Source organism: Paraburkholderia sp. CI3 (assembly GCF_050436505.1).
GTDB classification, from domain to species: domain Bacteria; phylum Pseudomonadota; class Gammaproteobacteria; order Burkholderiales; family Burkholderiaceae; genus Paraburkholderia; species Paraburkholderia tuberum.
Window position 1 is genome coordinate 192,462 of sequence record NZ_JBNDMI010000002.1, and the last position, 26,098, is coordinate 218,559.

Below are 26,098 nucleotides of genomic sequence, written 5' to 3' on the forward strand. Positions count from 1 at the left end.
AACCTGGACGCTCAATTGTAGCGAGTCCGGGTGGTCAGGACTTATTGTGTTGGGACTGTCACCAACCACAGGATTCGACATGAAGACCGTCTTGATTACCGGTTGCTCGTCCGGCTTTGGCCTCGAAATCGCGCGTTATTTTCTGGCTCGCGACTGGCGCGTTATCGCCACGATGCGCGCGCCACGCGAAGACGTCTTGCCGCGCTCCGATCGTCTTTCGATTCTCGCCCTCGACGTGAAGGACCCGCAAAGCATTCGCGCCGTCATCGATGCCGCCGGTCCGATCGACGTGCTCGTCAACAATGCGGGTATCGGTTTTCTGAACGCGCTCGAAGGAACGCCGATGGACACCGTGCGCGATATCTTCGAGACCAACACGCTCGGTACCATCGCGATGGCGCAGGCCGTGTTGCCGCAGTTCCGCGAGCGCCGCGAAGGTGTGATCATCAATGTGACGTCGACCGTCACCTGCAGACCGCTGCATTTGCTGTCGGTCTACACCGCGAGCAAGTCCGCGGTCAACGCATTCAGCGAATCGCTCGCGCTCGAACTGGAGCAGTTCAATGTGCGCGTGCGTGTCGTGCTGCCGGGACGCGCGCCTTCCACCCGCTTCGGCGAGAACGCGCAGGCACGTATGAAAGACGGATTCGCCGAGCCGTACGGCGCGCTCGTGGAGCAGATTTTCGCAAACTGGCAGAAAGAAACGGCCGTCACGCACGCATCGGATGTCGCCGAAGCGGTTTGGCTCGCAGCGACCGATTCATCGAGCCCGTTCCACATCCCCGCCGGCGAGGACGCTGTCGAGTGGTACAACGCGGCCGCTAAATAGCACGAGTAAAAATCGCGGAGGTGAGAGCCTCGGGCCTCAGACCTGGCCGATGCCGCCGTCATTCATCAAATCCGCGCCCGTCATATAGGAACTCTGTTCGGAGGCGAGAAAGAGCGCCGCGCTGGCCATCTCCTCGGCGCGGGCGAGTCGACCAATCGGGACCATGCTCTTGTACATGCTCACCAGATCCTCGCGTGTCGCCGACTGGGAGTCGAGAATCGGGGTGTCGGTGACACCGGGGCTAAGCATGTTGACCCGAATGCCGCGATCCTTGAATTCGGCGGCCCAGGTGCGGGCATAGGAACGCAACGCGGCCTTGGTCGCCGCGTAGGCGGTATGACCAGGGATGCCCATGACGTGCATGGCCGACGAAACCAGGATGATCGACCCGCCACCTGTCATCATCGGCAGCAGCTTCTGCACCAGAAATACCGGGCCGCGCGCCATGAGGTTGAATGCCTTGTCGAAATGCTCGGGCGTGATGGTGTCGATCGAAACCTGCTCGGTAAAGCCCGCGTTCGACACGATGATGTCGACGACACCTTTTTCGTCCCTGACTGCCGCAGCGACACGGTCGAGGTCATCGAGATTCGCGGCGTCGGCCTGAAGCGCGGTAACGTTGCGTCCGAGCAGTTTGACGGCCTCGTCGAGCTGGCCTTGGCGCCGACCGAAGATACAGACGTGAGCACCTTCGGCGACGAATCGCCTGGCGATCGCCAGGCCGATACCCGTCGTTCCGCCGCTAATAACCGCGATCTTCCCTATGAGAGTAGACATTGAAGCTTCTGCCTGTTGGTGAATGGAAGTGACATCGTAATTGCGGCCACTGCGAATGATAATCGGCGGATTTATCATAAGATCCATTCATTGAGAGAATAGATCGCACGAGAGAAATACGATGGATCGGTTTCACGAATTGAACGCCTTCTTCGCCGTTGTTGAAGCGGGTGGCTTTTCCGCCGCGGCGCGCAGAACCGGCGAGTCACAGTCCGCGATCAGTAAGTCGATCGGCGCGCTGGAAAGGCGCCTGGGCGTGCTGCTATTCAACCGAAGCACACGCAGCGTAACCCTGACGGATCAGGGGCAGAAATACTACGAACGCACCAAGCCGTTGCTGGACGAGATTGAGGTGGCCGACAGCGAACTGACCAGCAGCACGCTGGATGTCTCAGGGCTTGTCCGGATCGCCTCTGCCTCTACGTTCGGTCGCCTGCACGTTCTTCCGCTCATTCCCGAGCTGCTGTCGCGCTATCCTGGTCTGCGGGTCGATCTCGTGTTGTCGGATTTCGTACGCGATATGGTCGAGGATCGAATCGATCTCGCGATTCGAGTGGGCGCCGTCAACGATCCGGATTCGGTCGTGAAGCGGATTGCCAGCACCCCGCTGGTCTGCGTCGGATCGCGTCGCTATTTCGAGCAATACGGTGTACCGAAGGATCCTACCGAACTCGCCAATCACAATTGCCTGCTCTACGGCGGTCTGATGGAGTCGGCAAACTGGCCGTTTCATGGGCCACGAGGCCGATTCAGCGTACCGGTGCGAGGCAACCTGTCGTCGAATAGCGTCGAGACAATACGATCGGCCGTGCTCGCGGGTGTGGGAATCGGCCTCTTCGCGAAGCTCTCGCTCGCCGACGAACTCAAGCATCCCGACATTGTGACCGTGCTAGACGACTTCATTCGCGACGTACGCGATGTGAGTATCGTCTGGCCGAGGCGTCGTTTCGTGCCTGCGCGCGTGCGCCGGGTGACTGACTATTTTGCGGCTGCGCTGCCGCAGCGCTTGTAGGAGCGACGTCCGTGAACTAAAAGCTGGCTGGCGGCACTGCGTGCGTCTGAATCAGCCGATTCCGGCGCGCACTTCAAACGCCGTCCGTCACGCAATGTTCGCAAGCTGCGCGCGTCGAGTGCCTGCGTCGTTCGACATCGATTCGCGTACGCGGCGCGCGAATTCCTGCGCCGCGGGCTGAACCGTTGCAGGCAATCGCAGGCAGATCGCGAACGGAGGCAGCGCAGGCAAGCCGGTTGCTTGAGGCGTGAGCGTTTCCAGATCGGCCGGCACCGTGGAGACGAGCCAGGTCGCGATCGCGAGGCCCGCGCGTACCGTCGCAGCGGTCGCCTCGATGTTGCCGCTCTCGAACACCGTGCGCCACGCAATGCCCTCGTCTGCGAGCGCGCCGAGCACCACCGGTCGGAACGCACAACGCTCGTCCACCATCGACAGCGGCAACGGCCGCTTCTGCCACGCGTCGCTGCCGCGCCCATTGACCCACACCAAGGGCTCGACGCGGACCACTTCGCCTTCGGCTTCGCTCGCGACGTATTCGGCCAACGACACGTCAACGCGACCGCTATTCACCGCTTCGCTCAGCTCTGGCGACGCCGCGCACACCAACGAAATTTCGACGTGCGGATGCGCCTCGGCGAATGCCTTCAGCGCCGGCCCGAGCCGCATCACGAGATCGTATGGCACCCCCACACGCAGGGCGCCGCGCAACGGCTGGCCGGTCATGTCGGCCCAGATTTCGTCGTTCAGCCGCAGCAGCTTGCGCGCATTCACAAGAAACTGCTCGCCCTGGCGCGACAGCTCCAGCTTGCGCATCTTGCGCACGAACAGAAGGCAATCCAGTACGTCTTCGAGACGCTTCACCTGCTGGCTCACGGCGCCTTGCGTCATGTGCAGCAGATTCGCGGCGACCGTCATGCTGCCGCTATCGGCGACGGCAACGAAGGTACGGATCAGATCGAGGTCGAGGTTTCGGCTCATCTATGCATTATGCGGCGTAATGTACCGCATCAATATTATTAGCTTTCACGTTGCTTTGACGATCCGTACAGTGCGAATTCACTGATCCGAATGTGCACCGATGACCTCGATTCTGCCGCTCCTGCTCTTCGTCGCCGTCGCGACCGTGACGCCCGGCGGCGCGACCACGCTCGCCGCCGCCTCAGGCGCACGCTTCGGCTTCGTACGCTCGATACCACTGATGCTCGGCATCGCTATGGGCCTCGCCTTGCTCGCTGCGCTCGCCGCACTCGGGCTTGGCGGTCTGCTTCTCACGCTGCCGTCGCTGCAAACGGCGGTGAGGACACTCGGCTCCGCGTATCTGCTGTGGCTCGCGTGGCGCATCGCGCGCAGCGGGCCGCCAAACGCGAGCAATGGCCCCGTGCGCCCGGTTTCGCTCGTCAACGGTTTCCTGCTGCTCTGGCTCAACCCGAAAGGCTGGGCGATGACGGTTGGCGCGGCGGCATCTTTCGCGCTGCTCGCAAACAATCCGAACCGCCTCGCGATGCTGCTCGGTGCAGCGTTCGGGGTGACTGCGTGCGCGTCGCTCGCGCTGTGGTGTGCGCTCGGCGTGCTATTCGCGCGGCTGTTTCGGACGCCGCGCCACTGGCGCATTCTCAATCTCGCGATGGGTGTGCTGCTCGCCGCATCCCTCATTCCGACCTGGAGATAAGCATGTCTTCCCATCCGTTCGCCGAATCGTTCGACCTTGAAGCCGCGTTCGCCGATGTGTCGGATCATTGGTCGCCGAAAGTTGTCGCACAGGTCAACGATCAGTACGTGAAGGTCGCGAAAGTGCGCGGGCAGCTCGTGTGGCACGACCACGAGCACGAGGAATGCTGGATCGTGCTGATCGAGCCCGTGCAGATAAAGCATACGGGGAACGTACAATTACCGTTGAAGAGGACGATCCAAAGGCGATAGATCGGAGCTGTTCATAGTGTTCCCTCCGTCTTCCTGGGTTTAGAACCGGTTGATTGACTTGTGGCGGCCAGACCCTTTCGCCATCCAAAGCGAAATGGTGCTCAGTGCAGTTTGACGTGCGGCGCGGTGCTTCGACGGAGCCGATGCGCGAGGGTATTGACGATCATGCGTGCATATCCATGCAGCGCTGCAACGTGCATCCGATACAGCGACAAATACATGAAGCGAGCAAGCAGTCCGTCCACGAGCATGCTGCCGCCGATAAGACCTCCCATCAGACTCCCTACCGCATTCGCGTGTCCGAGCGACACTAGCGAGCCGAGATCGCGATAGGCAAACTCCGGAAGCTTTTGCCCCTCGATGCGTCGCCCAAGTGCCTTGACTAAAAACGATGCCTGCTGATGAGCCGCCTGGGCGCGCGGTGGAACATTGCGCTCGAAACCCAACCATGGACAGGCCGCGCAATCGCCGAATGCGAATATATGGTCGTCAAGATCCGTTTGAAGCGTGCGACGCACACTGAGTTGCCCCAGATGATTGACGGTCAGCCCATCGAGCGTTGAAAGCACCGCGGGTGCCTTGATGCCCGCGGCCCACACCGTGAGATCCGCACGTATCGTCTTGCCGTTTTTCGTGCGGATGAGTCCGGGCGCGACCTCCGCGACCCGCTCGTCGACCATCAACTTGACATTGAGTTTGCCCAGCAGTCCGGCAGCTGCGGTGGACACGCGTTCTTTCAACGCCGGCAGAATCCGCGGCCCAGCTTCAATGAGCACGATCCCGACGTCGTGTGTGGGGTCGAGCCGATGCAAGCCGTATGATGAAAGTACCTTCGCCGTATTGCGCAATTCGGCGGACAATTCCACGCCCGTAGCGCCCCCGCCAACGATCGCGACCTGGACACGAGGCGCGTGATCGACGGGCACTCCACATGCACTCCGCTCACCGGCGTCTCGTTGTTGTTCGGCGCGAATGCAAGCTGCAATCAGGCGCTTTCTGAAGCGTTCCGCTTGAGCGACGTTGTCAAGCGCGAGAGAATTTTCCGCCGCGCCCGGCACGCCGAAGTAGTGCGTTGTACTGCCGATGGCAAGAATCAACGAGTCGTACCCGATTCGGCGCGGCGGTACCAGTTCGGCTCCGTCGTCATCGAGCAGTGGCGAAAGCAGGACCTGCCTCGAGCCACGATCCAGTCCGACAAGTTCGCCCTGGATGAACTGGAAGCCGTGCCACTGGGCTTGCGCGGCGTACGCCAGTTCCTGTGCGAATGGGTCCAGACTTCCTGCTGCGACCTCGTGCAACAGGGGCTTCCAGATATGCGTCGGGTTGCGGTCGATCAACGTAATGGAGGCACGTTGCGCCCCGCTTCGCCGACCACCATAACGATCGCCTAGCCTCGTTGCGAGTTCGATGCCACCCGCCCCTCCTCCCACGATCACAAAACGATGCATGCAGATTCTCCCTGGACGACGACGCGCGGTACGGAAATCCAACACAACGGTTGAGAACAACTATTGCAGAAGCCCGACGGCAGGAAAATCTCATAGTTCTGATGGTTGCCTTCAGGTTTTCTGATTGAGAGATCTCCTACTGACCTCGCCCTCAACGGCGTACTCGCACTGTCTGGAAACCCCTCCAGGTTCACACGCACGATGCCCGAGACCCGACGCGCGACTTCACTTCGGCGCAGTCGGCTCGCCGCGATGGCCAGGCGCTCGAACGTACTGCTGAACGCAGTTCGGCGCCCTTCCGCTCGGTGTGGTCGTCAAAGGGATGATCGTAGGTGCCGCGCTGACGGCTGGGGGTCGTTCTTCGCCAGATCTGTGGTGATCAGGATGAAGCCATCGACGTTCACACTTTTGGTCGATGGATTGATGCTGTCGGCAGGTATCTCATCGTTGTGGGCCTCAATGGCACGACGTCTTTATTCTCCAATGCGCTTGAAGCTGGCGTAGTAATCGTCGGTGTAATAGCACTCGCCGGTTTGCTTGCGCGGCCCACCACATACGATCCGACGCTGCCCGCGATCCGTCGCGCCTGGTGTGCGAACCGTATAAGTGTGGTAGTAACCGCGCGGATGCTTCGGCAGCAAAGCCGCACTGTTACGAAACAAGACGCCGTCATCGCTAAACGGGAAGGGGCCGCCCGCTTTGATCAGTCGCAGAGTTTCGGCCGCCTCCGCCGGCAACTGCGCCTTGGTGACGGTGACCAGCGCGCCCGTTCCTTGGGCGCCTGATGCAGCGGTTGCATCGCTCGCACCCTGTGCTGGCTGAACCGGCGCCGAGCTCGCGGATGCGCCCGATGCCTCGGTGGCGCTTTGCGGTCCCTGCTTGCCGCATCCGCCGAAGATCGCGCTCAATGCGACGATGCAGGAGACAGCCCACGCTCTCTTCACGAAACGGTTCTCCCTTCGTTGACCAGCACCCGACGACCTGGATAGACGTAAAGGTATCGCTAATGACGGAGCGAATCAACGTTCGATCGGAAATAGTCTGCGCGCGATCGGAATCCAGCCGTTTCCCCTATCGCGAACATTCGTCGCATGCGGCGAAAAGGGCCTGCGTATAAGATAAATCAACAGCTAGTTGCCGTTTGGAGCAGTCATGAAGCGGACCATCAGGATCGAATCAGATCAAGTCGACACATCGCCGCGCATCGCTCTGTGGGCGCTCTGATTCAGGCCTTTCTATCTGGCCGGTGCTCTGTTCGGCAGTATTGCCGCGGCGGCGGCCATTCATGGGCTACGGCTCAGCGGATGGCGTTCGTGGCGCGTCGGCTATCGGCCTATCCTCCTGATCCTCCATATGGCCTACGCGGGAATTCCCTTGGGCTTCGTGATGTTGGCACTCGCCGCGCCAGGCGTCGTCGCGCATTCGGTCGCGATTCATACGTTCACGGTCGGCGTCATCGGATGCGCGATCATCGCAATGATCACGCGCACCGCGCGCGGACATACCGGACGCGAACTCGTGGCCGGTAGGGTCGAGACCGCTTGCTACGGCCTCTTCATTCTGGCGACTTTGATCCGGGTACTCGGCCCGTGGCTCGCGCCACAGTTCACGATGGCCTGGATATACGCATCCGGTCTATGCTGGGCGGCCGCGCTGGTTCTCTACTGCGTCCGATACGCCGCGTGGCTTTTCCTCTGCTCGGACGATGCCGGCTTCCTGACCGGCGCCAATGTTGCGATCAACGGCGGCCAGCACATGCAGTAACAGTAGCGCGACGCCCGCGCCAGCCGGTTCGTGCAGGGACACCGCACGAACCGGCCTGAACTGCTTACGCAACACCCCTATGCTTCCTCGAGAGGAACGTGTCATGAGTGAAACCCTGGATAGGCCAGGTCATCGGAGGTGCTCACACTGCCGAGGTTGCGATTTCCCATCTCGAACGGGTCCTGTCAGCGGTGCCGCAAAATCTTTGTTCAGCGGTGTCTACTGGCGCGCACGGGTTCAGCAACTGAGCGCTACACGAGGGCTGACTTCGTCGCAGCGAGCAAGGCTCGTGAGGCTACTTAAGTCTCTTCCATGGTCGGTTCGGCGCGAAGATCCATCGTAGACCCGTGCCTGCATGCGCGCGAGAATCGTGGTTTAAAGATGGTTTCCACGCCTGCAGCGGAGTACGAAATGGACGACCCCTATGATCTTCAGCGCTTCCTCGATGCGCAAGAGCCGGTCTACGACCAGGTATGCGATGAACTGAGGCACGGACGTAAGCGAAGCCACTGGATGTGGTTCGTGTTTCCTCAAATCGAGGGGCTCGGAACCAGCGCAATGGCTCAGCGATTCGCGCTTTCGTCGCTGGACGAAGCGCAAGCCTATCTGCGCCACCCGATACTCGGCCCACGGCTGCGCGAAACGACGCACCTGGTCAACCTCGTTAGCGACCGCTCCGTCGAGGAAATATTCGGGTATCCGGATGACCTGAAGTTTCGCTCGTCGGTCACCTTGTTCGCGCGCGCCACGAACGACAACGACGTATTCGTCGAAGCTTTGCGCAAGTATTTCGGCGGAGAAGCCGATCCGCGGACCCTCCAGTTGCTCTAGACCATTTTGGTAGCGGTCCCGCGCACGCGGGGCGCAGCGGACCGCGCAATTCCGCTCCCGGTGCAGTGCGTGGTCACTGCCCGCTCACATCGGCTGCACGGGATCGAAAGAGCAGCAGGTGATCCGTGCCGGATTCGGACAGCCAGACCTCGCCCGGACGACCCATCATCTGACGCACGTTCGCGTGGTCACGCGGCAGCCGCAACACATCGAACCGCTCGGCACGCGGATCGAAGCGCACTAGCGCATTAGCGCTCCATTCGCTGAGCCAGACGATGTCCTGGTCGTCGACGAATATTGCATACGCGTGCGGATCGTTGCCGGGCAGTCGCCATTCCCGCCAATGATGCGTGCCAGGATCGTACACGCCGACTTTTCCGGCGTTCCACTCGCTGACCCAGATGCGCCCCCTGGAATCGGCCCAGACGCGGCGCGCGCCCTGATTCGACGTTGGTGGCTCGATGACCTGTGCCGCGCCCGTCGTCGGGTCGATGCGACCAACGTAATTTCCCGCCAGCGAAGCGAAATACAGATCCCCGGAGCGGGTCACGCAGATACCGTAGGGCCCGGCGCCGCGTGGGGCATCAAAGACGCGCATGCGCGATCGCTGCGGATCGAGTTCGCCGTAGATACCACTTTGCCCCGTAAACCACAGATGCCCCTGTTTGTCGAACACGGCGGTATTCAGATTGGCATCTGGCCGGTCCTTGGGGAGCGGAAAACGCGTGACGGCGAGCGTCTTCGGATCGATACGCACGATGGCGTTCTGGCCGCCGTCAGTGACCCACGCCGCACGATCGGGGCCGACGATCACGCCATGTGGCGCCGATCCGGCGCCGAGCGCGATCATGTCGGTTTTGCCGCTGCGCGGGTCCAGCCGCCCGACCGCTCCCCGCGCCTGCGCGGTGTACCACACGGTGCCGTCATGCGCCGGTGCGACGTCATGCGGTGCGCTGCCGGCCGGGACGGCGAAGCTCTCGAACGACGGCGGCTGTGCTTGAGCCTGCGCGAGGCCAAGGTTGTCTGTGCTGATCGCGCAAGCGATGGCGTAAAGAGCCAGGGCAATCGCAGACCGGGCAGTCGATTGCGGGGCAAGCTTCGGAAAATGTTTGAAGTCCAAGCGGGCAAATTCCATCATCGCACGAAGTCGCTCGAGCGCCGCATGCCCCGGATGGATCGCGAACATCCACCAAAGAAGCCCCACAAGTAACAGGAGAGGAATCAGCATGGGTGGTCTCCATCGCTGCTTGTGCCAGCTAACGTATCACGAATGCCACTTGCCAAGGTCAACCCGACGTTTCAATGCCTGGCGGCGCGCTACGCGTCTGCCTTCAGCCGATCTCGACCGCCGTCTTCCCTGCCTGCCGACGCTCCTCTAGCGCGGCGTGCGCTTCCTCGACGTTGTCGAAAGTGCGATTCGCCGGGATATTCGTTGCCGGGTTTGCGTGCAATGGAACCCGCACCAGGGTAAATACAGATTCGATCGCTCAAAAAGCTTTATAGAATGGCTAATATTAGCAAGGAGCAATACTGCTTGCTATAGATTAATAAAAGACATCCCGCAGAACCCGGAGACGCCATGCAGATCGACTACCAAACGATGCGGTTCGACTACGAGCGAGCCGCCGACCACGATGCCGGTGCACCGCTCACCTATCCGGTCGTGGTGATCGGCGCTGGCCCGGTCGGGTTGTCAGCGGCCATCGATCTGGCCCAGCAGGGCGTTCGCACCGTGCTGCTCGACAATGACGACACGCTGTCGAGCGGTTCGCGCGCAATCTGTTTTGCGAAGCGGACGCTGGAAATTTTCGATCGGCTCGGCTGCGGCAAGCAGATGGTCGACAAAGGCGTGAGCTGGAACGTCGGCAAGGTGTTCCTGCAGGATGAACTGATCTATACGTTCAACCTGCTGCCCGAGACAGGCCACGCGCGCCCGGCATTCATCAATCTGCAGCAGTACTACGTCGAGGGCTATCTGGTAGACGAGGCGAAGCGAACCGCGAATCTGCAGATGCGCTGGAAAAGCAATGTGATCGGTGTGACCCAGCAAGACGACCATGTCGAGTTGCGGGTCGAAACGCCCGACGGCATTTATCCGATGCGCGCGCAATACGTGGTCGCCGCCGACGGCGCGCGCAGCGCGGTGCGCAAGGCGCTCGGTCTCGACAGTCATGGTCGCACCTTCAGGGACCGCTTCCTGATCGCGGATGTGAAAATGAAGGCGCCGTTTCCGACCGAACGCTGGTTCTGGTTCGATCCGCCCTTCCATCGCAATCAATCCGTACTGCTGCACAGGCAGCCCGACAACGTCTGGCGCATCGATTTCCAGCTCGGCTGGGACGCCGATCCGGTCGCCGAAAAACAGCCTGAAAAAGTAATTCCGCGCGTGAAAGCGCTGCTCGGCGACGATGCCGGGTTCGAGCTCGAATGGGTCAGCGTCTACACGTTTTCGTGTTTGCGGATGGACAGTTTCCGGCATGGCCGCGTGCTGTTCGCGGGCGATTCGGCGCATGGCGTGTCGCCGTTCGGCGCGCGCGGCGCGAATAGCGGCGTGCAGGATGCCGACAATCTCGCCTGGAAGCTGCGGCTCGTCGTCAACGGCGACGCGCCGCCGGCGCTGCTCGATACCTATGCATCCGAGCGCGAGTATGCGGCGGACGAAAACATCCTGAACTCATCGCGCGCCACCGACTTCATCACGCCGAAAAGCGCGGTTTCGCGGATGTTCCGCGATGCCACGCTTAAGCTCGCGAAAGAGTGTCCGTTCGCGCGGCGCATCGTCAACAGCGGCCGTCTGTCGGTGCCGGCGGTTCTGCGCGACTCGCCGCTGAACACGCCCGACGCCGACGCGTTCTCCGGTGCGATGGTGCCCGGCGCGGCCAGCACCGACGCGCCGGTCAGGCTCGCTGGCGAAGACGCCTGGTTCCTGAATCAAACCGGACATGGCGGCTTCACGGGCGTGCACTTCTGCGGCCCGGGAGACGACCTGACGAAATGCGCCGAACGGCTTCGCGCGCTCGCATGCCTCGCGGTGCCGGTTCACCCGTTGATCGTCGTGCCGCGTGGCGCGGCCGCGACCGCGCTGCCGGAGATGCCTCACGTCACGGTGATCGAGGACGTCGAAGGCATCGTCACGCATCGCTTCGACGCGCGGCCCGGCACCTTTTATCTGCTGCGTCCGGACCAGCACGTCTGCGCGCGCTGGCGCGCCCTCGACACCGCCTCCGTCGCCCAGGCCGTGGATCGCGCAACCTGCAACGGATAACCATCATGACCAAGCTGAACATCGAAACGAATATGGCCGATCCCGATGCGTTCTATGAAAAGCTCATCGACGCGCACAATGGACTGACCGACGAGCAAAGCCATTTCATGAACGCAAAGCTCGTGCTGCTGCTCGCGAACCACATCGGCGATGCCGACGTGCTGCTCGAAGCGCTGGCGCTGGCGCGCGCGGATTGACGACCCAGGCTCAGCGCCCGATCCAGCCGAACCGCCACGACAGCCGTCGTGTCGTGGCGAGCAGCCTCTGTGCGGTCGTGCCGTGCGTGCTGAAATCAAAGCCGCCCGACGGACCGATCAGCGCGACCACCAGACTGACGCTGCCCATATGATCGAACACGGGCGCGGCCAACGCGCCGATGCCCGGCACCGGCGCATCGAGTGCGTCATCGATGCCGTCGCTCACAACCTTCGCACGACGTGCCAGATAGGCCGGGGCCAACGACGGCGGGCCCTTTTTCGGCGCCACGAGCACTTCCGCCACCGGCGCGCCCGCGAGTCTGATCGATTCCTGCGACAACAGCCCGACCAGTACGTCGTCCGCAAGATGCGCGGCGAACACGCGCCCTATCGCCGTGTTGACGAGCGACATCACGGTGCCCACGCGCAGGCTCACGTGTTGTGGTCTCGCCGATTCTTCGAAGCGGATTACCGTAGGACCCAAAGGTCCAAGAATCGCCACCGCGACGCTCATGCCGGACTCCGCCGCAAGCGTGACGATCTCCGGTTCGGCATCGCGAATCGGCGACATGCGCTGCAATGCGATCAGGCCGAGCTCCATGCCGAGCGGTCCCGCACTGAAAAGACCGGCGTCGTCGCGGCTCAGCAAGCCGACCTTGAGCAGACTCACCAGATGCGGAAACGCCTTGGCGGCGGGCATATCGGCGGCCGCGGCCAGATCGCGCAGCGACAGCGGACGGCCGGCGGCAACGAGTGCCAGCAGGAGTTCGCCTGTGTTGTCGAGCGCGCTGATTCCGCGCTGAGCTTTCGTGTCGTTGAGTTGGGGCGTGTTCGCGTCGGACGCGTCCGGGGTTTCGATCTGCATGATTCTCAGTTGGGTGTGACCAGCGCTTCGGTGATACGTCGGGAAGTTTCGAGCAACTGACGCGCGACCACACCATCCCACCCGACTTCGATCGAGCCCGACGAGCCGATCGCCGTCAACGCGAGTTGCATCCGTTGATCGCCATCGAACACCGGCACGCTCAGACTGCTGATGCCCGGACTCGGCGCATCGATTCCTCGCTCGATGCCGCGCGCGCGGATCTCATCGAAGCGTTTGCGCCACTCCGTGCTAGTCGGCCCTTTGGCGGCGCGGCCGCGCACCGGCGTCGGGTCCGCCGAATGCGCCTGGCTTCGCGCCATTTGCGCGACCTGCTCGGCAGCGCAGAACGCGCAGAATACGCGGCCCGTCGATGTCGCTTCGAGCGACATCACCGTGCCGATGTGCAGATTGACATGCAGCGGCGCACCGCTGCGCTCGTATCGGACGATGGTCGGCCCCTGCACGCCCGCCACGCAGATCGCCACGCTAAGACCGATCCGCTCCGCGAGCGAAGCCGCGTGGGCAGCCGCGATGCGATAGACCGGTTGCTGTTCGATATGCATGAGGCCAAGCCGCAACGACAGCGGCCCCGGCTCGTAGTTGCCGGTCAGGGCATCGCGCTTGACGAGGCCGAGGCGCGTCAGGCTCACGAGATAGGTATGCGCCTGCGCCGACGACAGTTGCGCCTCGCCGGCCAGTTCGGTCAGCCCGAGCGGTTCGCGCTGTCGCGCCAGCGCCTGCAGCAGACGTCCGCCGACCTCGACGCTCTGAATCCCCCGCTGTTTCTTTTCGCTTGTCGTATCAGCCATCGTGTTGTCCGCCCTTGACCCGAAGGAGATTCGGCCCGTCCGCTGTCGCCCGTGGAAGGCCTAGATGGTATCCGATCGGACCGTGCGGACCAACCAACGGAGTTTACCCTAGCTTAGTGAATGACAAGGTATTTTGTCATTGACAAATATCAGCGTGACGACGACTATTAGTCATCCCCCAACGAGTCGTGAGACGGAGACAGACATGGCGAAGGCTTTCGCATCCCAGGCCGACCTGGAAGAGAAGAAGATCACGTGGACCCAATTGTCGGAAAACGCGTATGCGTATACGGCCGAAGGCGACCCTAACTCGGGCGTGATCATCGGCGACGACGGCGTGCTGATCGTCGACACCACCGCCACGCCGGCCATGGCGCAAGACCTGATCGCGAAGATCCGCAGCGTCACCGACAAACCGATCAAATACGTCGTGCTCTCGCACTATCACGCGGTGCGTGTGCTGGGTGCGTCGGCGTACTTCAAGGAAGGCGCGCAGCAGGTGATCGCCAGCCGCGGCACCTACGAAATGATCGTCGAGCGCGGCGAAGCCGATATGAAGTCGGAGATCGAACGCTTCCCGCGTCTTTTTGCAGGCGTCGAAACGGTGCCCGGCCTGACGTGGCCGACGCTGGTGTTCGAAAAGGAAATGACGCTGTTTCTCGGCAAGCTCGAAGTGCGCATCGCGCATCTCGGCTCGGGCCACACGAAGGGTGACACGGTCGTCTGGCTGCCGTCGCAGAAGGTGCTGTTCTCCGGCGACCTGGTCGAGTATGAAGCGGCCTGCTATTGCGGCGACGCGCAACTCGAACAATGGCCGACGACGCTCGAAGCACTGCGCGCCCTGAACGCGGAGAAGCTGGTGCCGGGTCGCGGCCCCGCGCTACTGTCGCCGGCGGAAGTGAACAAGGGCCTCGATTATACGAAAGACTTCGTCACCATGCTGCTGCAGGCGGGCCGTGACGCATTCAAGGACAAGCTCGATCTGAAGGGCGCGATGGCGCTCACGCGCAAGGCAATGGACCCGAAGTTCGGCAACGTCTTCATCTACGAGCATTGCCTGCCGTTCGACGTGTCGCGAGCCTACGACGAAGCGAGCGGCATCAGCCATCCGCGCATCTGGACCGCGCAGCGCGACAAGGAAATGTGGGACGCGCTGCAGAATTGATCGCACCACGCACTCGGGAAAGGCCGTCCGGTCTTTCCTCTTTTCCGTTCAAACCATGAAGGCGCGCTAGACGCCTCGGGCGCGCTCGTCTTCGCACAGGCGCGCTCCGCACCTGGAGCGAGACATGCAGCATTCCCTCGATGGCAACGCCATTGGCCACGCCGCGCCCGTCGCGAGCGACGATTCGATGTTCAGGAAGGTCGCATGGCGCATCGTGCCGTTTCTGTTTCTTTGCTATGTCGTGTCGTTTCTGGACCGGATCAACATCGGCTTCGCGCAATTGCAGATGAAGCATGATCTCGGCTTCAGCGACGCGATGTACGGACTCGGCGCAGCCGTGTTCTACGTCGGCTACGTGCTGTGCGAGGTGCCGAGCAACATCCTGTTGGCCAAATACGGCGCGCGTAAAACCTTCATGCGGATCATGCTGCTGTGGGGCATCGCGTCGATGTGCATGATGTTCGTGTCGAAGCCCGCGCACTTTTACGTTCTGCGCTTTATGCTGGGCGTTTTCGAGGCGGGCTTTTTCCCGGGCATCGTGCTATATCTGACGTATTGGTTTCCCGCCAGCCGGCGCGCCGCCGTGATCTCAGTATTTTTCGCGGGCGTGGCGGTCGCGGGCGTGCTCGGCGGACTTTTCTCCGGCTGGATCATGCGCGACATGAGCGGCGTGCTGAACCTGTTCGGATGGCAGTGGATGTTTGCGATCGAAGGCGCACCCGCTGTGATTCTCGGATTGCTCTCGTGGCGCTATCTGGTCGACAAGCCGCACGAGGCACGCTGGCTCACGCAGGACGAAAAAGAGCGACTCGTCGCGCTTTGCGCGCAAGGCCAGTCGAAAGACCACCGGCATGACAGTCGCAGCTTCGCCGCCGCGTTGCTCAATCCGCGCGTCTATCTGTTCGCGTTCATCTATTTTTCGCTGACCTGTGCGTCGCTGACGCTTAATTTCTGGATGCCGTTGATGATCCGCGATTTTGGGGTTCAGGATGTCGTGGCGGTGAGTCTTTATACCGTGGTGCCGAATGCGATCGGTGCGGTGGGTCTGATTCTGATTGCGCGCCGCTCGGATCGAACTGGGGAACGGCGTAAGCATTTTGCTTTCTGCACGGTAGGCGGGGGTCTCGCGCTCGCGGCGCTTACGCTGCATCTGAGCAGCTTTCCTGCGATGCTGGCTATCCTGTCGCTCGCTGCCGTGTTGATTTTCGCGGCGCTGCCGATCTTTTGGGCGGTGCCTACCAGCTATCTGTCCGGGAAAGCGGCTGCGTCGGGGATCGCGTTTATTAGCAGTATTGGGATTACGAGCGGGATCGTCAGTCCGTGGGTGATCGGTCAGATTCGCACGACGACGGGGAGTATGGATCTTGCCGTTTATCTTCTTGCGGGGCTGCTTGTGGTTAGTGGGGTCGCTTTGATGGTCGGCGTTAAGGGGGCGTGATGCGACGGTAATGTCGCCTATGCCGAGTCGTGGTGGTGTCGCTTGCCCGCGTAATCTGCCTTTAAATGGCCCCGGCGAAGCGGGGCTGCGATTTCACGCTCTACCAATTTGCCATATCAAGCAAATCCTTTAAAAACTGATTTTGCGCTTTGCGAAGATTGTAGATGCACTCCTCTCGCAAAGCTGAAAACATCGATCCATCGTGTTCCGTTTTCCACTTTGCCCCGGCATTACGTGGTAATTCGCAGTACCTCACGGATGCATCTTGCGTTTCCATGTACTCGTCGAGCAACTTCGCATGGACGTTGCCGTTCCGCATGGTCGCACGCAACTTGTTATAGATAAATTTGCTCTGGACCGTCAGGTCTTTCTGTAACTCGGAATAGCATTCGGCGTCACCGTAACCGCCCCCCAAATGCTGCAGGCAATCCGAGTTCGACTTAGCGACCGCAAGACTAGAAAATAATACACCCGAGATAAAAAAACTACCATGATCCTAATGAGATGCATCGTAAACTCCTGAGACAAATAAACGAGCTTCGGCAATCCGGCGATTCTTGACGCCACGATTCGTTCCCACCCGATACGTCAGTATATAATCATCATGGCCTGAACCCCTCTGTTACTTGATGACCTTTGTACACGCCATTCAACACCCCTGACTCCCATACAGCGGTAAAAGACAACCCATCCGGGCTAACATGCCACGGCTTGCCAATCCTGGCCGACTGGAGAATTACAAGTGAGTTCGGGTTTGTATCTGTCAGTGCTGCTCCCAGTGCATCAGGCATTACGCCTCCCTGTGACCGATAAAAAGGTGAATAGATCGCGCGCCCTCTGTCTGATAGCGCTTGGTGCGTCCCTGCAAATCGGTAATGCCGTGAACAAGTTCGCCCGATGGAAGTCGGGCGGTGTAATACGTATCAGGGAGTGCGTGACCTCCGGCATCTGTTAACGTGAACCGCTGATCGAAACGATTCCGGGAGCGTCCGCGACAATCGCACGCCCATGCGTAACCGAGGGCTTCGGCCATTTCGTAACCGTTTGAATACGACTTCAGCCTGTCGAACGGAAACCATTCGCCGGTTTCGGCGTTCAGTGCCATTGCGGACGGCATTGGCGGGAAGTTTGAGTAGATTGAATAGGTGATACGGCAAAGTTGGCACTCTTCGTTGCCCCCGGTTTCATTCTGTTTCTGTTGTTCCATCTGGCCTCCTCTGATTCTCCAGAACAAACCCGACGAATTAACCATCGAAAGCAGTCACGGTCAACACCTTTAAATTGAGATTTAAACTTTTTGACAAATATTTACAATGATTCCGGGCATTTCATTTCCAGGCGTGTCCTACCGGTAGCGCGGCCGAATAAAACAGTCGGCATTCCTATCTCGTTATTAAATTGACAGTTGTTGACGCTGTTCTTTGACCCGGCGCGTCAATTCCGACGCTTTCGCATGTCGCGCTCGATGTTTTTCTTGATCTCACCGTGTTCCTGGTATTTGCGGCGCGGCGTCACTGCGCCTTCGGCGCCGAAAGTCGACGTGAAGCGGGCGGCTATGGCTGCGGCTTCGGGTAATCTGCTCGTGTCCGACTACTCGAAGTACCGCACGGTCCGACTACACAAACTTGCGACGCCCGAGTCGTTCGCTCTCGTCGTCACGGACAACTGACTAGCGACGGGCCGCCACCGAGCTGCATCTCGCATCCGCTGAATAGCCGACATCCCGCTTTCAGCCGCAGCCCCTGAAACCCAATACTTCGCTACTGCCGCGCCGTCGCAGCCCCGCCCTCCTCCGGCGCCGATGCCGAAACATCCATCTTTGCACCACCCGCTCAGAAAGCCCGCCAACGGCAATGGCGAATGGCAGCGGTATATGTTCATCGATCATCTGCACTCCCCGTCCGGCATGCAGCTCGTCGGCGACACGCTCTATGTCGCCGATACCGATGCGATCCTGAAGTTTCCGTACAAGACGGGCGAAACCAGTATCAGCGAGCGCGGCGTCGAATTCGCCGATCTCCCCGATACGATCAACCATCACTGGACCAAAGCCCTGCTCGCCAGTCGCGATGGCAAGAAGCTCTATGTGGGCGTCGGCTCCAACAGCAATGTCGGCGAGAACGGGCTGGAGGTCGAGTACCGGCGCGCGGACGTACTCGAAGTCGATACGGCGACGGGCGCAAGCCGCATTTACGCGGCGGGCATTCGCAATCCGACCGGCCTGCAGTGGGAACCAACGACGGGCCGGCTCTGGGCCATCGCGAACGAGCGCGATGAGATCGGCCCCGATCTCGTGCCCGACTATCTGACGTCGGTGAAGGAGAATGCTTTCTACGGCTGGCCGTACAGCTATTACGGCCAGCACGTCGATCCGCGTGCTCAACCGCAGCGTCCCGACCTCGTCGCGAAGGCGATTGCCCCAGACTTCTCGATCGGCTCGCATGTCGCGCCGCCAGGACTGACCTTCTATACCGGCAACAGCCCGCCCTCGCACTATCGCGGCGGCGCGTTCATCGGTGCGCATGGCAGTTGGGACCGCTCGCCGTTGAGCGGTTATGTGGTGTCGTACGTGACGTTCGAGAACGGCAAGCCCGCCGGCGCGCCGAAAGACGTCGCCATGGGCTTTATGTCGCCGGATCAGAAGGAGTTGTATGGCGCACCCGTGGGCGTCGCCCAGGATCGCGACGGCGGCCTACTGATCGCCGATGACGTCGGCAACACGGCGTGGCGCGTGACGGGCGCGGGCGGCTGATGCGCGCATCGCGATCGCCTGCCGCGTGGATGCACCGTTGCGGACACCGCGACCCAGTGATGACTTCCCCGGCGATCCACTGGTCCAACCGGCGGCGCTTGCTGATCATGCTCGTGCTGAGCGGATCGGCAATGTGGTATGCCGACGACCGTGCGCCTGCCCGACGTGCAGGTGCCGGGCACCGAACAGCTGTCGCGTTTCGGCAGCAAGTACGCGGACGAGCCGGGCTCCGATAATCTCGCGGGCGTGAAATCGCCAGCCGTCGACGCGATCCTGCGCAAGGTGCTGGGCGCGCAAACGCGCGAGCAGCTCGTCGACGCGACCCACGCGCTCGACCGGGTACTGATGAACGGCTATTGCGTGATTCCGCACTGGTATTCCGCGGTTCATCGCATCGCGTACCGGAACAGCCTCGCCTATCCGGCGAAGCTGCCGCTTTACTTCGCCGCCGACGAATGGGTACTGTCGACGTGGTGGCAGAAGACGGCTGGACCGAATCTTGCGCGTCCTCCATGATTGGAGGAACACGATCATGACCAGACTACTCTTTGCAATCATCATATCGGCCGGCCTGGCGGGCTGCGTCGTCGCCCCGCCGCCGCCCAGCTATGGCTACGGTTATGAGCCAGCGCCCGCCTATGGCTATGCCCCCGGGTATTACGTCGCGCCCTCCGTGAGCCTCGGCATCGGCATTGGCGGCTACTGGGGTGGCCATGGGGGCCATTGGCACGGTCATTGAAACAGCCGTTCCCGAAAGTCCACGAGCGCTCTACCGAACCAGGGTAAACATCCATCCTCCCACGAAGCACTTCAAAATGGTTGGTGTACGGAGTATATTCGCGTTCAGCAGATATCTACTGAACGGAGGAGGACGTCATGCAATTTCATCTCAACGGTTTCCGGGTCGGCGATCCGACGATCGAGCCAGTCATCAGCAATGCGCATGCGGCGCAGATGCCCGAGACGGTCGACGTGCTGATCGTCGGCAGCGGCCCTGCCGGCCTCGTACTGGCGGCGCAGCTGTCGCAATTCCCGTCGATCAGCACGCGCGTCGTCGAGCGTCGCGACGGACCGTTGCAGATGGGACAGGCCGATGGCGTGGCGTGCCGTACCGTCGAGATGTTCAATGCGTTTGGCCTCAGTGACCGCCTGCTGCAAGAAGCCTATTGGGTCAATGAAACAGTATTCTGGCGACCCGATGCAAATGACCGCGGCGCGATCAGTCGTACCGGCCGAGTTCAGGATACCGAAACAGGCCTTTCGGAATTTCCGCACGTCATCGTCAATCAGGCCCGCATCCAGGAATATCTGCTCGACGTGATGCGCCGCTCCGCGCGACGGATCGAACCGGACTACGGCCTCGAAGTGGTCGACGTTCAGCGCGACGATACGCACGAATACCCGGTGCTGGTCACGCTGCGCCATACCGATCCCGCGCGGCTCGACGAGACGATGTCCGTGCGTGCGCGCTATGTCGTCGGTTGCGACGGCGCTCGCAGCCGCGTACGCACCGCCATCGGACAAACGCTGCGCGGTGACGCGGCCAACCATGCGTGGGGCGTGATGGATGCGCTGGCGGTCAGCGACTTTCCGGACATCCGGCTGAAAGCGGCGATTCAGTCCGCTAGCAGGGGCAACCTGCTGATCATTCCGCGTGAAGGCGGATATCTGGTCCGCTTCTACGTCGACCTCGGCGATGTCACCCCGGAGAACCGCGACAGCATCAAGCAGGTCACGGTCGATCGCATCATCGAGACGGCGCAGCGCATCCTCCATCCCTATACGCTCGACGTAAAAGAAGTGGCGTGGTTCTCGGTCTATGAGGTCGGGCAGCGCCTCACCGACCGCTTCGACGATGCCATCGCCGCCGACGGCACTTCGCGCGAGCCTCGCGTGTTCATCGCGGGCGACGCCTGCCACACGCATAGCGCCAAAGCGGGTCAGGGCATGAACGTGTCGATGCAGGACGGCTTCAATCTCGGCTGGAAGCTCGGCGCGGTGCTGGAGGGCCGCAGCGACGCCGCTCTGATGCGCACGTATTCGGACGAGCGCCAACCTATTGCGCAGGAGCTGATCGATTTCGACAAGGAATGGTCGGCGATGATGGCCGCGCCGCCGAAGGATCCGAACCGGCCCGAGGCGGGCGGCGTCGATCCCGCGGAGCTTCAGGCGTACTTCGTTCGCGCTGGCCGCTACACGGCTGGCGTCGCAACGCGTTACCGGCCGGCCACCCTGACCGGTGAAGCGACGCATCAGGCGCTCGCCAAAGGCTTTGCGATCGGTACGCGCTTTCACTCGTCGCCTGTCGTTCGCCTCGCTGATGCAAAACCGGTCCATCTAGGGCATGCCGCGCAAGCGGACGGCCGCTGGCGCCTGTACGCTTTCGCGGACGCGTCGCGTCGTGCGCTGGATGCGCTGTGCGAGCATCTCGACAAGTCGCCCGATTCCGTTTTGAGGCTCTTCACGCCGAAGGACGCCGACATGGACAGCGTTCTCGATCTGCGCGCGGTGCTGCAACAGCCGCATCGCGAAGTCCGCCTCGAAGACGTCCCCGCCCTCCTGCTGCCGCGCAAGGGTCGCCACGGCCTCATCGACTACGAAAAGGCATTTACGAGCGACGCGACGACTGATATCTTCGACGAGCGCGGCATCGATCGCGAACAAGGTGCACTCGTCGTGGTACGTCCCGATCAATACGTGGCCCATGTTCTCCCATTGAATGCGTATGCGGAGTTGAACGCCTTCTTTCGGCCCATCTTTCGCGTGCGTTAAACCACAACGAAACCCAAACCTCCGAAATTGCCGATCAAACCCGAAGACGCCGGCGCGCTCCCCAAATTTACTGGCAGCCTGGTGCGCCGTGCCCAACAGCGCCATGCAGCGGTCTGGCTGAGCGAGGTTTCCGCGGAGATCACGAGCGTGCAGTACGCGGCGCTCGAGGTCTTGCACGAGACGCCTGGCGTCAGTCAGCGACAACTCGGAGACAAACTCGACGTGGATCGTTCGACGATTGCCGATCTCGTTGCACGCATGGTGCGCAATGGCCAGATCGAGCGCGCGGATGATCCTGTCGACAAGCGCAGTTATGTGCTGTTTCTCACCACTGCCGGTAAGAAGCAGCTCTCGGCCTTGCGTCCGCGCGTCGAGCAGGTCGAGCGCGTTCTCACTGAAAGGCTGACGGCAAGCGAATTGGCGCAGTTGCGCCGGCTGCTTTCGGCACTGTTGCCGCCGCGGGCTTGATGCGCTTGCTCCTGAAGACCGCCTGCCGTCGCGGTCTGCCAGACAGCGCCTCCATTTCGGCTCCCATAGCCCCCTCCCCGCCGCCGCCGCCTGGTTAGAACCGGGTGCCTTTCCAGAACAAATGACGGACGACGCACGCGAGCCCGCACATCTGTTCCGGCACGCAACCTGAACTTCGCCGCGGCGGAGCAATCGCTCGGCGCTCGCGTGATTGCCGATGCAAGCGGCGTAGTCGGCAATCGGGCGTTCTACTTCTCGTCGCAGAGTTATGCGGCGAACAATCCCGACGTGGTCCGGATCGTGATCGAAGAACTCGACAAGGTCGATCAGTGGGGCAAGCAGAACAAGGATCAGCTCGCCAGCGAACTCGCGCAGCTATGGGGTCTGCCGAAGCAGGTCGTGGACGTGGCGGTGCAGCGTCAGCAGTTCGGCACGCAGCCGATTACCCGCGCGATTCTCGGCGAGCAGCAACAGATCGCCGATACGTTCCTCGATCTCAGCCTGATTCCGAAGCACGTCGACGTGCTGAAGGCGGCGCCTTCGAATCTCGCGTAGGCGTATGGGCGGCGGAACGACGCCGCACCCGCGTCAACGCTCGGAGAGCGGCCGCGTTGGCGCAGCCTGTTGCCCCTGCGGGGCGTCGCTGTGCTCCGTCATACGCCGCACCGAACTCACGCTGGCCGCGATCAACGCGAGCGCCGCGGCAATGCCGGCAATCAACGTGAGGTGCTGGCCATGCACGAGTCCGAACACGATGGACACCGCCACCGCGCCGCTCGACTGGCCGAGCAGACGACCCATCGATTGCAAACCGGACGCGCCGCCGCTGCGATGCCGCGGCGCACTGCCGATGATCACGCGGTTGTTCGGCGACTGAAAGATACCGAAGCCGAGGCCGCAGACCGCGAGCCGCCACACGATGTCGAAGCGCGTCGCCGTCTCGCCGAGCTGGCAGAGCATCGCGAGTCCGCACCCGAACACGACGAGCCCGACGCTGCTGATGCGTCCCGGCGCCCACCGATCGGACAGCCGGCCCGCGACCGGTGCGATCAACGCGGTCACGAGCGGCCACGGCGTCATCAGAATGCCGGTCTGTGTTTCCGACAGCTTCAGCGTCTGCTCGAAGTAGAACGGCAGCACGATGTACGCCATCGTCTGCGCCGCGAACGAGCAGATCGACGTCGCCATCGACAGTGAAAACACCGGCATGCGCAGCAGGTCGATGGGCAGCATCGGTGTCGCGAGCCGGCTTTCGCGTCGCACGAACAGCACGCCGGCCACCAAGGCGATCGCGACCATCACGGCGCCGCGCTGCGTCGCGCCCGCCTGGTTGAATGCCGCGAGACCGGAGATCAGCAGGCCGAATGTGAGCGCGTTGAGCAGGACGCTCAGGCCGCTCAGGCGAGCCCCCGAGGTCGGCGTCGCGGGCAACGTGCGCGCGCCGATCGACGGCGCCAGCACGCCGAGCGGCACGTTGACGAGGAACAGCCACTGCCAGTGCGCGACCGACAGAATCGCCGACGCGATACTCGGCCCTGCCGCCGACGAAACGGCCACCACCAGCGACGAATAACCGACGCCGACGCCAAGCCGTGCCTTCGGGAAAACGAAGCGCACCAGCGCGATATTCACGCTCATGATGCCGGCCGCGCCGAAGCCCTGAAACACGCGAGCGACCGCAAGCACCAGCAGCGTGTGCGCATTCGCGCAGGCGAACGACGCCAGCGTGAAAAGCGCGAGTCCGTAGCAGTAGACCCGCTTGTAGCCGAGGCTGTCCCCTAGCACCGCGAGCGGCAGCAAGGACACCGTGATCGCCAGCTGATACGCGTTGACGACCCAGATCGCGTTTGCGGGCGACACCGCGAGGTCGTTGCTGATGGTGGGCAGCGCGACGTTGACGATCGAGGTGTCGAGCACCGACATCGTCATCGCGATGGCGATCGCGATGTACGCAAACGCACGTTGGGGATTGGGCAGGCCGTCGGTCATGGTGCAAGCGGGTCGAAAGAAAATGCGCGGGCGACTGCGTGCGGCGCGGGCGCCGTCGCGGGTGCATTGTTGCAACTCCGACTCGCGGGAGCAAGGTTGCACTCGATACCGGAATGATGGCCACCCGGCTTGTCTCCCCGGGGTCTTGCGATTCGCGAGCGCGTGCATACGCGCGCTCGTCAGGCATGACACGTGCAACACCTGAATCGGGACAAAGTTGACGTTACTGCGCCACACGTTGTAAGTCTGTAGGGATCGTCGCCGCTATCGGCGCCGGCGAAGCACGCATGGAAACGAAACGCCCTTTTTTCACGATCGGCCACTCGACGCGTCCGTTGCAGGAATTCGTGGACTTACTGAAAGGCGAGCAGATCGCCTTGCTCGTCGACGTGCGCAGCATCCCGCGCTCGCGGACCAACCCGCAGTTCAATCGCGACACGCTGCCCGCCTCGCTCGCACCGGAACATATCGACTACATGCATCTCGCCGCGCTCGGCGGACGCCGCAGCAGGCGCAAGGTTGACGCGCCGTCGCCGAATGCGTACTGGACGCATCCGGCCTTTCGCAACTATGCCGACTATGCAATGAGCGACGCGTTCCGCGAGGGACTGGCGCAACTTCTGACGCTCGGTCATGGGCAGCGCTGCGCGATCATGTGCTCGGAGGCGGTCTGGTGGCGCTGCCACCGGCGTATCATTACGGACTATCTGCTGATGCACGATGAAACCGTGCTGCACATCATGGACGCGCATCACACGAACGCCGCCACGATGACGCCGGGCGCCGAGCCCCAGGCCGACGGCACGCTGATCTATCCGGCTCAGGCGCAGAACTGAGCCGACTCACGACACGACTGCGCACCAGTCACCTCGCACCGCTTTATGGCTGTTACCACCAAACGTCCGTCGAAACTCGACACGTCGCTCGACACCCTGCTTCGCGACATCCGCGCCTGCACGCTGTGCGCACCCATGCTGCCGCACGCGCCCCGCCCCGTGCTCGCGGCGTCCACGCGGGCGCGTATTCTGATCATCGGACAAGCGCCAGGCGCGCGCGTGCATGCGTCGGGGGTGCCGTGGAGCGACACGAGCGGCGCGCGTCTGCGGACATGGCTCGGCGTCGACGACACGACCTTCTACGACGCTTCCAGATTCGCCATCGTGCCCATCGGCTTCTGTTTTCCGGGCCGCGGCGCGAGCGGCGACCTGCCGCCTCGGCCCGAGTGCGCCGGCCGTTGGCACCGCGAATTGCTCGCGCAAATGCGTTCGGTGAAATTGACGCTGCTGATCGGACAATACGCGCAGCGCTTTGGCCTCGGCGACGCGTTTGGCCCGACCTCGACCGAAACGCTCGTCAGGTGGGCCGAGTTTGGACCGCATGTGATGCCGCTGCCGCATCCGTCGCCGCGCAATATCGCGTGGTTCAAGCGCAATGCCTGGTTCGAGGGCGCGGTGCTGCCGACGTTGCGCGAGCACGTGGCGACGGTGTTGGCGGGCGGCGAGCTTTGAGCGCCGCGCACCCATCCGCGCGATCAGCCGCTCGTGGTAAACACGCATCCTGACCCGGCGTCCCAATCTTCGGAACGGTTACGGGTATACATGGATTAGGAGTCGCAACCGCACTGCACTAACATTTTTGCGGTACCGCACGGCTCGTATCGAGCGCTTCCGAATCGGGGTTGCACGTCCCACGCCAAACTCTCGCGCTGCCCCGCGAACTCCCGGTGCCGTCCAGCATCTGCACGCAATCGACGCAACGTCGACCACATCGACCAATGAAGACAAGAACCGGAGGATC

General features: G+C 62.0%; 24 protein-coding genes and 4 pseudogenes. 19 read left to right on the plus strand and 9 right to left on the minus strand.

Going from position 1 to position 26,098, the window contains the following annotated elements:
- Window positions 1-79 precede the first annotated feature (79 nt).
- Window positions 80-829 (plus strand): SDR family oxidoreductase, encoded by a 750-nt coding sequence (locus OKW29_RS03735; RefSeq protein WP_429290027.1) that lies wholly within the window; start codon window positions 80-82, stop codon window positions 827-829.
- A 36-nt stretch (window positions 830-865) separates the two neighbouring features.
- On the opposite strand, the gene OKW29_RS03740 is transcribed toward OKW29_RS03735, so the two are convergent.
- Window positions 866-1,606, minus strand: a complete 741-nt coding sequence (locus OKW29_RS03740) for an SDR family NAD(P)-dependent oxidoreductase (RefSeq protein ID WP_429290028.1) — start codon at window positions 1,604-1,606, stop codon at window positions 866-868.
- Window positions 1,607-1,727: 121 nt separating this feature from the next.
- Between OKW29_RS03740 and OKW29_RS03745 the strand changes: the two genes are divergently transcribed.
- Window positions 1,728-2,618, plus strand: a complete 891-nt coding sequence (locus OKW29_RS03745; RefSeq protein ID WP_429290029.1) for a LysR family transcriptional regulator — start codon at window positions 1,728-1,730, stop codon at window positions 2,616-2,618.
- A gap of 87 nt (window positions 2,619-2,705) precedes the next feature.
- Here the strand turns inward: OKW29_RS03745 and OKW29_RS03750 are convergent, their stop codons facing one another.
- Window positions 2,706-3,596, minus strand: a complete 891-nt coding sequence (locus tag OKW29_RS03750; RefSeq protein ID WP_429290030.1) for a LysR substrate-binding domain-containing protein — start codon at window positions 3,594-3,596, stop codon at window positions 2,706-2,708.
- 100 nt (window positions 3,597-3,696) lie between these two features.
- Here OKW29_RS03750 and OKW29_RS03755 point away from each other — a divergent pair, with 100 nt between their 5' ends.
- Window positions 3,697-4,287 carry a LysE family translocator gene (locus OKW29_RS03755; RefSeq protein WP_090811625.1) on the plus strand — a complete coding sequence of 197 codons (591 nt, stop codon included), beginning with the start codon at window positions 3,697-3,699 and terminating at the stop codon, window positions 4,285-4,287.
- A gap of 2 nt (window positions 4,288-4,289) precedes the next feature.
- On the plus strand, window positions 4,290-4,538 hold the full coding sequence (locus OKW29_RS03760; protein ID WP_429290031.1) for a hypothetical protein: 249 nt from the start codon (window positions 4,290-4,292) through the stop codon (window positions 4,536-4,538).
- Between the two features lie 101 nt (window positions 4,539-4,639).
- Here OKW29_RS03760 and OKW29_RS03765 read toward each other — a convergent pair whose 3' ends face one another.
- Entirely contained in the window at window positions 4,640-5,986 is a 1,347-nt protein-coding gene (locus OKW29_RS03765) for an NAD(P)/FAD-dependent oxidoreductase (RefSeq protein ID WP_429290032.1), read from the minus strand.
- 473 nt (window positions 5,987-6,459) lie between these two features.
- Window positions 6,460-6,930 carry a ribonuclease gene (locus OKW29_RS03770; protein ID WP_184039907.1) on the minus strand — a complete coding sequence of 157 codons (471 nt, stop codon included), beginning with the start codon at window positions 6,928-6,930 and terminating at the stop codon, window positions 6,460-6,462.
- Between the two features lie 295 nt (window positions 6,931-7,225).
- On the opposite strand from OKW29_RS03770, the pseudogene OKW29_RS03775 reads away from it, so the two are divergent.
- Together OKW29_RS03775 and OKW29_RS03780 are read left to right on the plus strand one after the other, a co-directional pair.
- A pseudogene (locus tag OKW29_RS03775) lies at window positions 7,226-7,750 on the plus strand (NnrS family protein); the annotation flags it as partial.
- A 411-nt stretch (window positions 7,751-8,161) separates the two neighbouring features.
- Window positions 8,162-8,581, plus strand: a complete 420-nt coding sequence (locus OKW29_RS03780; RefSeq protein WP_184073894.1) for a DUF1810 domain-containing protein — start codon at window positions 8,162-8,164, stop codon at window positions 8,579-8,581.
- Between the two features lie 73 nt (window positions 8,582-8,654).
- Here OKW29_RS03780 and OKW29_RS03785 read toward each other — a convergent pair whose 3' ends face one another.
- The gene (locus OKW29_RS03785) at window positions 8,655-9,809 is read right to left on the minus strand and encodes a virginiamycin B lyase family protein (protein WP_429290033.1); all 1,155 of its coding nucleotides are present in this window, start codon (window positions 9,807-9,809) and stop codon (window positions 8,655-8,657) included.
- 351 nt (window positions 9,810-10,160) lie between these two features.
- Between OKW29_RS03785 and OKW29_RS03790 the strand changes: the two genes are divergently transcribed.
- Window positions 10,161-11,846, plus strand: coding sequence for an FAD-dependent oxidoreductase (locus OKW29_RS03790; protein ID WP_429290034.1), 1,686 nt, complete (start codon window positions 10,161-10,163; stop codon window positions 11,844-11,846).
- A 5-nt stretch (window positions 11,847-11,851) separates the two neighbouring features.
- Window positions 11,852-12,043, plus strand: coding sequence for a DUF2783 domain-containing protein (locus tag OKW29_RS03795; protein ID WP_013094246.1), 192 nt, complete (start codon window positions 11,852-11,854; stop codon window positions 12,041-12,043).
- A gap of 10 nt (window positions 12,044-12,053) precedes the next feature.
- On the opposite strand, the gene OKW29_RS03800 is transcribed toward OKW29_RS03795, so the two are convergent.
- Window positions 12,054-12,908, minus strand: coding sequence for an IclR family transcriptional regulator (locus OKW29_RS03800; RefSeq protein WP_429290035.1), 855 nt, complete (start codon window positions 12,906-12,908; stop codon window positions 12,054-12,056).
- Window positions 12,909-12,913: 5 nt separating this feature from the next.
- The gene (locus tag OKW29_RS03805) at window positions 12,914-13,717 is read right to left on the minus strand and encodes an IclR family transcriptional regulator (RefSeq protein WP_429290036.1); all 804 of its coding nucleotides are present in this window, start codon (window positions 13,715-13,717) and stop codon (window positions 12,914-12,916) included.
- 205 nt (window positions 13,718-13,922) lie between these two features.
- Here OKW29_RS03805 and OKW29_RS03810 point away from each other — a divergent pair, with 205 nt between their 5' ends.
- Together OKW29_RS03810 and OKW29_RS03815 are read left to right on the plus strand one after the other, a co-directional pair.
- Window positions 13,923-14,882, plus strand: a complete 960-nt coding sequence (locus OKW29_RS03810) for an MBL fold metallo-hydrolase (protein ID WP_429290037.1) — start codon at window positions 13,923-13,925, stop codon at window positions 14,880-14,882.
- A gap of 124 nt (window positions 14,883-15,006) precedes the next feature.
- Complete coding sequence (locus OKW29_RS03815; RefSeq protein ID WP_429290038.1) at window positions 15,007-16,320, plus strand: MFS transporter; 1,314 nt, start codon at window positions 15,007-15,009, stop codon at window positions 16,318-16,320.
- Window positions 16,321-17,110: 790 nt separating this feature from the next.
- On the opposite strand, the gene OKW29_RS03820 is transcribed toward OKW29_RS03815, so the two are convergent.
- Entirely contained in the window at window positions 17,111-17,527 is a 417-nt protein-coding gene (locus tag OKW29_RS03820; protein ID WP_429290039.1) for a hypothetical protein, read from the minus strand.
- 258 nt (window positions 17,528-17,785) lie between these two features.
- Here OKW29_RS03820 and OKW29_RS03825 point away from each other — a divergent pair, with 258 nt between their 5' ends.
- From OKW29_RS03825 to OKW29_RS03855, 7 genes and pseudogenes are all read left to right on the plus strand, one after another.
- Window positions 17,786-17,989, plus strand: coding sequence for a hypothetical protein (locus OKW29_RS03825; RefSeq protein ID WP_429290040.1), 204 nt, complete (start codon window positions 17,786-17,788; stop codon window positions 17,987-17,989).
- Between the two features lie 162 nt (window positions 17,990-18,151).
- Window positions 18,152-19,072: pseudogene (locus OKW29_RS03830) on the plus strand (PQQ-dependent sugar dehydrogenase); the annotation flags it as partial.
- A 144-nt stretch (window positions 19,073-19,216) separates the two neighbouring features.
- A pseudogene (locus OKW29_RS03835) lies at window positions 19,217-19,588 on the plus strand (ABC transporter substrate-binding protein); the annotation flags it as partial.
- 16 nt (window positions 19,589-19,604) lie between these two features.
- Window positions 19,605-19,811, plus strand: coding sequence for a hypothetical protein (locus tag OKW29_RS03840; protein ID WP_429290041.1), 207 nt, complete (start codon window positions 19,605-19,607; stop codon window positions 19,809-19,811).
- A gap of 137 nt (window positions 19,812-19,948) precedes the next feature.
- Window positions 19,949-21,844 (plus strand): FAD-binding monooxygenase, encoded by a 1,896-nt coding sequence (locus tag OKW29_RS03845; protein WP_429290042.1) that lies wholly within the window; start codon window positions 19,949-19,951, stop codon window positions 21,842-21,844.
- 27 nt (window positions 21,845-21,871) lie between these two features.
- Window positions 21,872-22,312: a MarR family winged helix-turn-helix transcriptional regulator gene (locus OKW29_RS03850; protein WP_184040718.1), complete on the plus strand. Its 441-nt coding sequence runs from the start codon at window positions 21,872-21,874 to the stop codon at window positions 22,310-22,312.
- 174 nt (window positions 22,313-22,486) lie between these two features.
- Window positions 22,487-22,867 (plus strand): annotated as a pseudogene (locus tag OKW29_RS03855) (sulfonate ABC transporter substrate-binding protein); the annotation flags it as partial.
- A 33-nt stretch (window positions 22,868-22,900) separates the two neighbouring features.
- On the opposite strand, the gene OKW29_RS03860 reads toward OKW29_RS03855, so the two are convergent.
- Window positions 22,901-24,301 carry an MFS transporter gene (locus OKW29_RS03860; protein ID WP_429290043.1) on the minus strand — a complete coding sequence of 467 codons (1,401 nt, stop codon included), beginning with the start codon at window positions 24,299-24,301 and terminating at the stop codon, window positions 22,901-22,903.
- A gap of 287 nt (window positions 24,302-24,588) precedes the next feature.
- Between OKW29_RS03860 and OKW29_RS03865 the strand changes: the two genes are divergently transcribed.
- Entirely contained in the window at window positions 24,589-25,137 is a 549-nt protein-coding gene (locus OKW29_RS03865; protein ID WP_429290044.1) for a DUF488 family protein, read from the plus strand.
- Between the two features lie 45 nt (window positions 25,138-25,182).
- Complete coding sequence (locus tag OKW29_RS03870; RefSeq protein ID WP_429290045.1) at window positions 25,183-25,809, plus strand: uracil-DNA glycosylase family protein; 627 nt, start codon at window positions 25,183-25,185, stop codon at window positions 25,807-25,809.
- Window positions 25,810-26,098: the final 289 nt, after the last annotated feature.